Here is a 9730-nt window from a genome sequence, read left to right on the forward strand (position 1 = left end):
GCCTGCGTGCTGCTCTACGCCACCGGCGACAGCGGCCGCGTCGGCGAGGCGGCGCGCGCGCGGCTGAAGGCGATGGTGGAGACCGCCGACGGCTTCGAGATCGCGCGGCGCGACCTGGAGATTCGCGGCCCCGGCGAGTTCCTCGGCGCCCGGCAGTCCGGCGCCCCTCTGTTGCGCTTTGCCGACCTGGCCACCGACGGCCGGCTGCTGGACTGGGCGCGCGAACTGGCGCCGCGGCTGCTCGACGGCCACCCCGAGCTGGCGCGGCGCCACGTGGACCGCTGGCTCGGCACCCGGGCCGAGTACCTCAAGGCCTGAGCAGGCGCGGCCGGCCGGCTCGGCCGGACAGGGGCTGCCGCCGGCCGGGGGCCGGGTGCGCCGGCGCCGCCGCGGCGCCCAGCGCATGCCACCAGGCGGCCAGGCGCTGCAGCCCGGCGCGCCAGCGCAGGGCGGCGGCGGGCTTCGGCGCGAGGGGCCGCCTGGCTGCCGACAGGCTCGGCCAGGGCAGCGGCGTGTCGACCTGGAAGCGGGCCGCCAGCACCTCCAGATCGGCCGCCACCCGGTTCATGCGCGCCGCGGGCACGCGGCGGTAGGCCATGGCCCGGGCGCACATGCGCGCATAGCTGTCCGTCAGGCGGTTCCAGCGCTCGAAGTCCGACTCGCCCTGCAACGGCATCGAGTCGCTGCTGATCTCCTCGACCTCGGGCCAGGCGCCTTCGAAGTCGGGCGGGGCCCAGGCGGCGGCCGGGATGCTCGGGGAGGAGGGCGGAGGTGCGGCGTGCTTCATGGCTGCTCAGGGGCAACATGCATGCCGGGCGCCGCGGCCATCGCACGCGCGCCGGCCGCATGCGTCAAGGGCTTGTGGCCATTGGTCTTTTTCAGCCGTGCCGGTCCTGGCCGATGCCGGCAGGGACCGCTCGTTACGGACCATGAGGCCCTTCGTGTTACGTAACGCCGTAACACGAAAGTCGTCGATGCGGCCGCTGGAGGCGCCGGCGGCCGGCAGCCCCGCCGCGGTGGGCGCCCGCCGCGCATAATTGACGCAAGCTATGACCCTGACCGAACTGAAATACATCGTCGCGGTCGCCCGCGAGCGCCATTTCGGCAAGGCGGCGGAGGCGTGCTTCGTCTCGCAGCCCACGCTCTCGGTGGCGATCAAGAAGCTGGAAGAGGAACTGGAGGTCAAGCTCTTCGAGCGCAGCGCCGGCGAGGTGACCGTCACCCCGCTGGGCGAGCAGATCGTGCAGCAGGCGCAGACCGTGCTCGACCAGGCCGCCACCATCAAGGAGATCGCCAAGCGCGGCAAGGACCCGCTGGCCGGCCCGCTGAACCTGGGTGTGATCTACACCATCGGCCCCTACCTGCTGCCCGACCTGGTGCGCCAGAACATCGCCCGCACGCCGCAGATGCCGCTGGTGCTGCAGGAGAACTTCACCGTCAAGCTGCTGGAGCAGCTGCGCTCGGGCGACATCGACTGCGCCATCATCGCCGAGCCCTTCCCCGACACCGGCCTGGCCATCGCGCCGCTGTACGACGAGCCCTTCATGGCCGCCGTGCCCGTCTCGCACCCGCTGGCCGCGCGCGAGTCGGTCAGCTCCGACGAGCTGAAGAACGAGACCATGCTGCTGCTGGGCACCGGCCACTGCTTCCGCGACCACGTGCTGGAGGTGTGCCCCGAGTTCGCGCGCTTCTCCAGCAACGCCGAGGGCATCCGCAAGAGCTTCGAGGGCTCCTCGCTGGAGACCATCAAGCACATGGTGGCGGCCGGCATGGGCGTGACGCTGGTGCCGCGCCTGTCGGTGCCGGCCGAGGCGCTCAAGCCCCGCAGCCGCGCCAAGGACGCGGCGCCCATCGTGCGCTACCTGCCGGTGCGCGACACCGGCGGCGAGCCGCCCTCGCGCCGCGTGGTGCTGGCGTGGCGGCGCAGCTTCACGCGCTACGAGGCGATCGCCGCGCTGCGCAACGCGATCTATGCGTGCGAGTTGCCCGGGGTCAAACGGCTGTCCTGAGGCGGGCGTCTTGCGGCGGCGGCCTACGCGGCAGGCGATGATGAAGCTGCATCGACGCGATAGAGTGTCGTGCCTTGCGAAGCCGCCCCGCGGCGCCTAGATTCGGCAGCGAGACCCCTCTCTTTCCCGACAGCAACCAAGGAACACCGACATGGCCAAGTCCTCCAAGCCCAGCAAGAACAGCAAGAGCCTTTCCGCCGTGGCCGCCGCGCCGGCGGCCGCCAAGGGCACCGTGCCCGCCAAGGGCGGCGAGCGCGTGGCGCCCGAGTCGGGTGGCAGCCGCGCCGCGCCGATCATCAACATCGGCATCGACCGCAAGGACCGCGCCGCCATCGCCGAAGGCCTGTCGCGCGTGCTGGCCGACACCTACACGCTGTACCTGACCACGCACAACTTCCACTGGAACGTGACGGGCCCGCACTTCAACTCGCTGCACGCCATGTTCATGGAGCAGTACACCGAGCTGTGGAACTCCACCGACGTGATCGCCGAGCGCATCCGCGCCCTGGGCCACTACGCGCCCGGCTCGTACGCCGAGTTCAGCAAGATCGCCACCGTGCCCGACGTGCCGGCCACGCCGCCCAAGGCGATGGAGATGGTGCGCATCCTGGTCAAGGGCCACGAGACGGTGTCGCGCATCGCGCGCGAGTTCATCCCGGTGGCCGAGGAGGCCGGCGACGACCCGACTGCCGACATGCTGACCGCGCGCTGCTCGGTGCACGACCAGACCGCATGGATGCTGCGTTCGTTACTTGAGGAATAACCCCCAGCCTGCGCGGACTTCGTTCCGCTTCGGCAACCCCCTGCAAGGGGGCACCGTCAGCGGCCCGGCAAAGCCGGCTCCGCGGCGGTCGCTGGCATGGCCTGCTCCGCGGCCTTCCGAAGACAATCGGACGATGGAGAGATTGCGATGAGTACCGGTGCCCTCCAGCCGCCCGCCCCGCGCGGGCGGCTTGCCGTCTACCTGGACCTGATCCGCTGGGACCGGCCCGCCGGCTGGCTGCTGCTGCTGTGGCCCTCGCTCAGCGCGCTGTGGTTCGCGGCCGGCGGCTTCCCGGGCTGGCACCTGGTGATCGTCTTCGTGCTCGGCACCATCCTCATGCGCAGCGCCGGCTGCTGCGTCAACGACGTGGCCGACCGCGACTTCGACCGCCACGTCAAGCGCACCGCGCGGCGGCCCGTCACCACCGGCGAGGTGTCGGTGAAGGAGGCGCTGGCCCTGGGCGCCGCGCTGGCGCTGGCGGCCTTCGCGCTGGTGCTCACCACCAACGGGCCGACCGTCCTCTGGTCCTTCGCGGCGCTGGCGGTGGCGCTGGCCTATCCCTTCGCCAAGCGCATCGTCTCGGTGCCGCAGGCGGTGCTGGGCGTGGCCTTCAGCTTCGGCATCCCGATGGCCTTCTCGGCCGTCACCGGCCAAGTGCCGTGGCTGGCCTGGTGGCTGCTGGCCGGCAACCTGTTCTGGGTGCTGGCCTACGACACCGAATACGCGATGGTCGACCGCGACGACGACCTGCGCATCGGCATGAAGACCTCGGCCATCACCTTCGGCCGCTTCGACGTGGCGGCGGTGATGGCGAGCTACGCCCTGTTCATCGCCATGTGGGCCTGGGCCGGCGCGCGGCTCGGACTGGGGGCGCTCTACTACGCCGGCCTGGCCGCGGCGGCGGCGCAGGCGGCGTGGCACTGGATGCTGATCCGGCAGCGCACGCGCGAAGGCTGCTTCAAGGCCTTCCGCCTCAACCACTGGGTGGGCTTCGCCGTCTTCGCCGGCGTGGCCGCAGCCTACGCGCTGGGCTGACCGAACTCCGCCGCCAGTTCGCCGGCCCGGCGCTGCGCGGCGCGGATCGCGGCCTTGAACTTCTCTTTCACGTCCGCCGCCTGCATCGAGGTGATGGCGGCGTACGTCGTTCCGCCCTTGGAGGTGACGCGCTCGCGCAGCACGGCCGGCGGCTCGCTCGACGCCGCCGCCAGCGCCGAGGCGCCGGTGAAGGTGCCCACCGCCAGGCGCAGCGCGTCTTCGGGCGGCAGGCCCATCTCGGCGCCGGCCTCGGCCATCGCCTCGATGAAGAAGAACACGTAGGCCGGCCCGGAGCCGGACATCGCCGTCACGGCGTCGAGCAGCGCCTCGTCCTGCACCCACAGGCGCTGGCCGGTGGGCGCGAGCAGTTGCTCGACGGCGGTCCGGTCGGCCTCGCCGGCCGCGGCGCGGGCGAACAGCCCGGTCATGCCCTGGCCCACCAGGGCCGGCGTGTTGGGCATGGCGCGCACGATGCGCTCGGTGCCCAGCCAGGCGGCGATGCTCTGCGAGGGGATGCCCGCCGCCACGCTCAGGTGCAGCGCATGGGCGGCGAAGGGCTGCGCGGCGCGCGCCGCCTCGCCGAAGACCTGCGGCTTGACCGCCCACACGAACACGCCGCAGCGCGCCAGCGCCTCGGTAGGCGCGGGCCGAGCGGCGATGCCGAAGTCGCGCTGCAGGCGCTCGCGCGCCTCGTCCCAGGGCTCGACGATCTCGAAGGAGGCGGCCGGCATGCCGGCGCGCAGCAGGCCGCCGAGGATGGCGCTGGCCATGTTGCCGCCGCCGATGAAGGCGACCGGGGGCAGGGTGGGGGAGGTGGTCATGGTGAGGGCGGGTCCGTGAAGGCGAAGACGGCGAACTGGGTGATCTGCGTCGGATTGAAATTGTCGTCGCTGACCGCCAGCAGGCGCCGGCGGCCGTCGGGCAGGGGCGGGCCCCAGCACAGGGCCTCGGTGTTGTCCAGGCGCGCCAGGCCGAGCCGGGCGAAGTCGGCCAGCAGCCGCTTGGGCGCGGGGCGGTGGTTGCCCGGGCGCAGCGTGTCCAGCGCCAGCGTGTCGCTGCCCGCGCGGGTGTCGATCTCGTACAGGCGCAGCGAGTTGCCGCGGCCCAGGGCCCAGGCGCGCTCCAGCACCAGCATGCGGCGCGCGTCGATCATCAGCGCCTCGCTCACGCCGTTGTCCGCATAGGTGTCGGGCACGGCGGGGCGCAGCGGGACGGCGTCCGGCACGTAGGCGATCTGGCGCACCGCCCGGCCGCCGGCCAGGTCGACCCGGGTGAAGCGGCAGGGGCCGCCGGCGTCGTCCACGGTGGGCAGCGGGCCGTCCTGCACCAGCGCGCCTTCCATCGCCAGCCAGGCGAAACGGCCGTCGGGCGTGGTCGCCAGGCCCTCGAAGCCCTCGTTGTCGCGCGGGCCGCGCCCGCCGGACGGGTCGGGCCGGAACATCGCCGGCAGCGCGAACTCGCGCAGCAGCCGGCCGTCGCGCGCCGATTCGTAGAGCGCCGGGCCGAAGCCGCGGGCGACGTCGCCCTCGGTGCTCCACAGGAGCGTGCCGGTGCCGGGGCGCAGCCGCAGCGCCTCCGGGTCCGCCACCGGCACGCCGGGCGGCGCCCGGCGGCGGTTCGGCCACGGCGTGCCGCCGGCCTGTTGCAGCGGCACCACGTCCGTCAGGCGCGGCGCCGGGGCTTGGTCGGGCCACTCGGCCGTATAGAAGCGCACCGGGCCGCGGTCGGCGCGGTCGTCGCTCAGCAGCAGGTACTCGCCGGTGCGGGCGTCGAAGTCGGCGCCCGAGCGTCCGCCGACCGTGGTGCCGCCGAAGGGCAGGGCATGGGGCCAGCGGGCCTCGCCCAGCAGCGCCAGCCGGGCGGGGCCTGCCGCGGCGGGCGCTTGCGCCGGGCTGTCGCAGGCGGCCATCCAGGGCGCGGCGGCCAGCGCCGCGGTCCGGCGCAGCAGGGTCCGGCGGGAGATCGGGCGGCCAGCCGCGGGAGCCGGAGCGGCGGAGGGGCGCGTCATGGCGGCGGGCAGTCTAAACAGCCGCCGTGACGCCGCCCCCGTGGCTGCCCGACAGGCGGGCCGTGGGCAGGGCGTTGACAGCCCTTTCGGCGCGTGCCACAATCGCGGGCTTCGCTTTCAAAGCGGAAACTTTCGCCCATGCGAAGGTGTGCCTAGGTTCTTCGGACCGGCGCGCCGACGACGGGCCCAAGACTGACCGGCAAGGCCTTTTGGTGGCCGTGTCGGTACAAGTTGGGAACTACTCACAATGATCCAGACTGAATCCCGGCTCGACGTGGCCGACAACACGGGTGCGAAGTCCGTCCTGTGCATCAAGGTGCTCGGCGGCTCCAAGCGTCGTTACGCCAGCGTCGGCGACATCATCAAGGTCAGCGTCAAGGAAGCGGCCCCGCGCGGCCGCGTCAAGAAGGGCGAGATCTACAACGCCGTGGTGGTGCGCACCGCCAAGGGCATTCGCCGCGGCGACGGCTCGCTCGTCAAGTTCGACGGCAACGCCGCCGTGCTGCTCAACGCCAAGCTGGAGCCGATCGGCACCCGCATCTTCGGACCGGTCACGCGCGAGCTGCGCACCGAGAAGTTCATGAAGATCGTCTCGCTGGCTCCCGAAGTTCTGTAAGGACACACGCGCCATGAACAAGATTCGCAAGGGCGACCAGGTCATCGTGATCGCGGGTCGCGACAAGGGTAAGCGCGGCACCGTGTCGCTGCGCGCCGGCGAGAGCCATGTCGTGATCGAGGGCGTCAACCTCGTCAAGAAGCATGCCAAGCCGAACCCGATGAAGGGCACGACCGGCGGCATCGTCGAGAAGGCCATGCCGATCCACCAATCCAACGTGGCGATCTTCAACGCCGCGACCGGCAAGGCCGATCGCGTGGGCATCAAGCTCGTGGACGGCAAGCGCGTGCGCGTGTTCAAGTCCAGCGGCGAACAGATCAAGGCTGCCTAAGCCGCGAGGAAGAGGACATCATGGCCCGACTGCAACAACACTACCGCGAGAAGATCGCGAAAGAACTGACCGAGAAGTTCGGCTACAAGTCGCCGATGCAGGTCCCGCGCCTGACCAAGATCACGCTGAACATGGGCGTGAGCGAGGCCGTGGCCGACAAGAAGGTGATGGACAACGCCGTCGCCGACCTGACCAAGATCGCCGGCCAGAAGCCGGTGGTGACGAAGGCCCGCAAGGCCATCGCCGGCTTCAAGATCCGCGAAGGCCAGGCCATCGGCTGCATGGTCACCCTGCGCGGCGTGAAGATGTACGAGTTCCTGGACCGCTTCGTCACCGTGGCGCTGCCCCGCGTGCGTGACTTCCGCGGCATCAGCGGCCGCGCCTTCGACGGCCGCGGCAACTACAACATCGGCGTCAAGGAACAGATCATCTTCCCCGAGATCGAGTACGACAAGGTGGATGCGCTGCGTGGCCTGAACATCAGCATCACGACGACCGCCAAGTCCGACGAAGAAGCCAAGGCGCTGCTGCAGGGCTTCCGTTTCCCCTTCAAGAACTAAAGGTGACCCTGTGGCAAAAGTTGCTTTGATCCAGCGCGAACTCAAGCGCGACAAGCTGGTCGCCAAGTACGCGAAGAAGCATGAAGAACTGAAGGCGATCGCCGGTGACGCCAAGAAGAGCGACGAGGAGCGCGCTGCCGCGCGCCTGGCGCTGCAGAAGCTGCCGCGCAACGCCAACCCGACGCGCCAGCGCAACCGCTGCGAAATCACCGGCCGTCCGCGCGGCACCTTCCGCCAGTTCGGCCTGGGCCGCGCCAAGGTCCGCGAACTGGCCTTCGCCGGCGACATCCCCGGCGTGACCAAGGCCAGCTGGTAAGACGCGCAGGCAGGAGCAAGAAACATGAGCATGAGTGATCCCATCGCCGACCTGCTGACGCGCATCCGCAATGCGCAGATGGTCGCGAAGCCCACCGTGTCGGTCCCGTCTTCCAAGGTGAAGGTCGCGATCGCCCAGGTGCTGAAGGACGAGGGCTACATCGACGGCTTCCAGGTCAAGACCGAAGCCGGCAAGAGCGAACTCGAAATCTCGCTGAAGTACTACGCCGGCCGCCCGGTGATCGAGCGCATCGAACGCGTGAGCCGCCCCGGCCTGCGCGTGTACAAGGGCGCGACCGCGATCCCCAAGGTCCAGAACGGCTTGGGCGTGGCCATCGTCACCACCCCCAAGGGCGTGATGACCGACCGCAAGGCGCGCGCCACCGGCGTGGGCGGCGAAGTGCTGTGCTACGTCGCCTGATGCGGAGGAACTGAACAATGTCCCGAGTCGGAAAAATGCCGGTCGCCGTCCCGCAAGGCGTGGACGTGTCGATCAAGGAAGACCAGATCAGCGTGAAGGGCGCGGGCGGCCAGCTGTCCATCGCCGCCAACGCGCTGGTGAAGGTGACCAGCAAGGACGGCCAGCTCAGCTTCGAGCCGGCGAACGAGTCGCGCGAAGCCAACGCGATGAGCGGCACCGTGCGCCAGCTGGTCAACAACATGGTCGTGGGCGTGAGCAAGGGCTTCGAGAAGAAGCTGACGCTGGTCGGCGTGGGCTACAAGGCCCAGGCCCAGGGCAGCAAGCTGAACCTGTCGGTCGGCTTCTCGCACCCCGTCAACAAGGAGATGCCTGCGGGCATCACCGTGGCCACCCCTGCCCCGACGGAAATCGTCATCAAGGGTGCCGACCGCCAGCGCGTCGGCCAGGTGGCTGCCGAGATCCGCGCGATCCGTCCGCCCGAGCCCTACAAGGGCAAGGGCATCCGCTATGCAGATGAGCGGATCGTGATCAAGGAAACCAAGAAGAAGTAAGAGGCCGCATGATGTTGACCAAAAAGGAACAGCGCCTGCGCCGCGCCCGCCAGACCCGCATCCGCATTGCCACGCAAGGCGTCGCGCGTCTGACGGTGAACCGCACCAACCTGCACATCTACGCCACCGTGATCTCCGGCGACGGCTCCAAGGTGCTGGCCACGGCCTCCACCGCCGAAGCCGAAGTGCGCAGCTCGCTCGGTGGTGCCGGCAAGGGCGGCAACGCCGCTGCCGCCACGATCATCGGCAAGCGCATCGCCGAGCGCGCCAAGGCCGCCGGCGTCGAGAAGGTCGCCTTCGACCGTGCGGGCTTCGCCTACCACGGTCGCGTGAAGGCGCTGGCCGAAGCCGCCCGCGAAGCCGGGCTGCAGTTCTAAGCGAACGCGCACGAATCAGGAATTCAAGATGGCAAAGATTCAGGCAAGAACGAGCGCCGAGGGTCCCGAGGACGGTCTGCGCGAGAAGATGATCTCGATCAACCGCGTCACCAAGGTGGTGAAGGGTGGTCGGATCCTGGGCTTCGCGGCGCTGACGGTGGTCGGCGACGGCGACGGCCGCGTCGGCATGGGCAAGGGCAAGTCCAAGGAAGTGCCTTCCGCTGTGCAGAAGGCGATGGAAGAAGCCCGCCGCAACATGCTGAAGGTGTCGATCAAGAACGGCACCCTGCACCATGAAGTGACCGGCCACCACGGCGCCTCCAAGGTGATGATGTCCCCGGCCCCCAAGGGGACCGGCATCATCGCCGGCGGCCCGATGCGTGCCGTGTTCGAGGTGATGGGCATCACCGACGTCGTGGCCAAGAGCCACGGCTCGTCCAATCCGTACAACATGGTCCGCGCGACCCTGGACGCGCTCAAGAACTCCACCACCCCGGCTGAAGTCGCTGCCAAGCGCGGGCTGACGGTGGAAGAAGTCTTCAGCGCCTGATCGGAGAGAACGCGATGACGACGCAACAACAGACCGTGAAGGTCCAGCTGGTCCGCAGCCCCATCGGCACGAAGGAATCGCACCGTGCCACGGTGCGCGGCCTGGGCCTGCGCAAGCTCAACAGTGTGAGCGAGCTGCAGGACACGCCCGCCGTGCGCGGCATGATCAACAAGATCGCCTACCTGGTGAAGGTG

The 9730-nt window shown here is 70.1% G+C and carries 15 protein-coding genes and 1 pseudogene; 13 read left to right on the plus strand and 3 right to left on the minus strand.

All coding sequences use genetic code 11. The annotated features are described in order from the left end of the window. A pseudogene (locus ACIY1X_RS04605) lies at positions 1–318 on the plus strand (ATP-dependent DNA helicase RecG); the annotation flags it as partial. Here ACIY1X_RS04605 and ACIY1X_RS04610 read toward each other — a convergent pair. Then, positions 308–787: a hypothetical protein gene (locus ACIY1X_RS04610; RefSeq protein WP_399678373.1), complete on the minus strand. Its 480-nt coding sequence runs from the start codon at positions 785–787 to the stop codon at positions 308–310. The pseudogene ACIY1X_RS04605 and the gene ACIY1X_RS04610 sit on opposite strands and share 11 nt — an antisense overlap. Before the next feature lie 262 nt (positions 788–1049). Here ACIY1X_RS04610 and ACIY1X_RS04615 point away from each other — a divergent pair, with 262 nt between their 5' ends. The 3 genes from ACIY1X_RS04615 to ubiA all read left to right on the plus strand — a co-directional run bounded on the left by ACIY1X_RS04615 (position 1050) and on the right by ubiA (position 3807). Then, positions 1050–2009: a LysR substrate-binding domain-containing protein gene (locus ACIY1X_RS04615; RefSeq protein ID WP_038202000.1), complete on the plus strand. Its 960-nt coding sequence runs from the start codon at positions 1050–1052 to the stop codon at positions 2007–2009. Positions 2010–2160: 151 nt separating this feature from the next. Further along, positions 2161–2772 (plus strand): Dps family protein, encoded by a 612-nt coding sequence (locus tag ACIY1X_RS04620; protein WP_084216826.1) that lies wholly within the window; start codon positions 2161–2163, stop codon positions 2770–2772. 147 nt (positions 2773–2919) lie between these two features. After that, complete coding sequence (gene ubiA, locus ACIY1X_RS04625) at positions 2920–3807, plus strand: 4-hydroxybenzoate octaprenyltransferase (RefSeq protein ID WP_399678376.1); 888 nt, start codon at positions 2920–2922, stop codon at positions 3805–3807. Here the strand turns inward: ubiA and proC are convergent. After that, positions 3792–4628 (minus strand): pyrroline-5-carboxylate reductase, encoded by an 837-nt coding sequence (gene proC, locus ACIY1X_RS04630; protein WP_399678379.1) that lies wholly within the window; start codon positions 4626–4628, stop codon positions 3792–3794. The genes ubiA and proC overlap by 16 nt on opposite strands. Then, positions 4625–5815, minus strand: coding sequence for an esterase-like activity of phytase family protein (locus tag ACIY1X_RS04635; RefSeq protein ID WP_399678382.1), 1191 nt, complete (start codon positions 5813–5815; stop codon positions 4625–4627). The genes proC and ACIY1X_RS04635 overlap by 4 nt, the downstream gene beginning before the upstream one ends. Positions 5816–6062: 247 nt before the next feature. Here ACIY1X_RS04635 and rplN point away from each other — a divergent pair, with 247 nt between their 5' ends. From rplN to rpmD, 9 genes are all read left to right on the plus strand, one after another. Next, positions 6063–6431: a 50S ribosomal protein L14 gene (gene rplN, locus ACIY1X_RS04640; RefSeq protein WP_038201990.1), complete on the plus strand. Its 369-nt coding sequence runs from the start codon at positions 6063–6065 to the stop codon at positions 6429–6431. Positions 6432–6444: 13 nt separating this feature from the next. After that, on the plus strand, positions 6445–6762 hold the full coding sequence (gene rplX / locus ACIY1X_RS04645; protein ID WP_038201987.1) for a 50S ribosomal protein L24: 318 nt from the start codon (positions 6445–6447) through the stop codon (positions 6760–6762). A 20-nt stretch (positions 6763–6782) separates the two neighbouring features. Continuing rightward, positions 6783–7322, plus strand: a complete 540-nt coding sequence (rplE, locus tag ACIY1X_RS04650) for a 50S ribosomal protein L5 (protein WP_038201985.1) — start codon at positions 6783–6785, stop codon at positions 7320–7322. A gap of 10 nt (positions 7323–7332) precedes the next feature. Further along, entirely contained in the window at positions 7333–7638 is a 306-nt protein-coding gene (gene rpsN / locus ACIY1X_RS04655; protein ID WP_038201981.1) for a 30S ribosomal protein S14, read from the plus strand. A 24-nt stretch (positions 7639–7662) separates the two neighbouring features. After that, a complete protein-coding gene (gene rpsH / locus ACIY1X_RS04660; RefSeq protein WP_038201978.1) occupies positions 7663–8058 on the plus strand; it encodes a 30S ribosomal protein S8 in 396 nt (131 codons plus the stop codon). A 17-nt stretch (positions 8059–8075) separates the two neighbouring features. Next, positions 8076–8609, plus strand: a complete 534-nt coding sequence (gene rplF / locus ACIY1X_RS04665) for a 50S ribosomal protein L6 (RefSeq protein ID WP_038201975.1) — start codon at positions 8076–8078, stop codon at positions 8607–8609. 11 nt (positions 8610–8620) lie between these two features. Then, complete coding sequence (gene rplR / locus ACIY1X_RS04670) at positions 8621–8986, plus strand: 50S ribosomal protein L18 (protein WP_038202656.1); 366 nt, start codon at positions 8621–8623, stop codon at positions 8984–8986. A 28-nt stretch (positions 8987–9014) separates the two neighbouring features. Beyond that, complete coding sequence (gene rpsE / locus ACIY1X_RS04675; protein ID WP_038201972.1) at positions 9015–9536, plus strand: 30S ribosomal protein S5; 522 nt, start codon at positions 9015–9017, stop codon at positions 9534–9536. A gap of 14 nt (positions 9537–9550) precedes the next feature. Further along, on the plus strand, positions 9551–9730 hold a 180-nt coding region (gene rpmD, locus ACIY1X_RS04680; protein ID WP_399678388.1), incomplete at its 3' end, for a 50S ribosomal protein L30.

The sequence above is a fragment of the Xenophilus sp. genome (assembly GCF_044462705.1).
Taxonomy (GTDB): domain Bacteria; phylum Pseudomonadota; class Gammaproteobacteria; order Burkholderiales; family Burkholderiaceae_C; genus Xenophilus; species Xenophilus azovorans.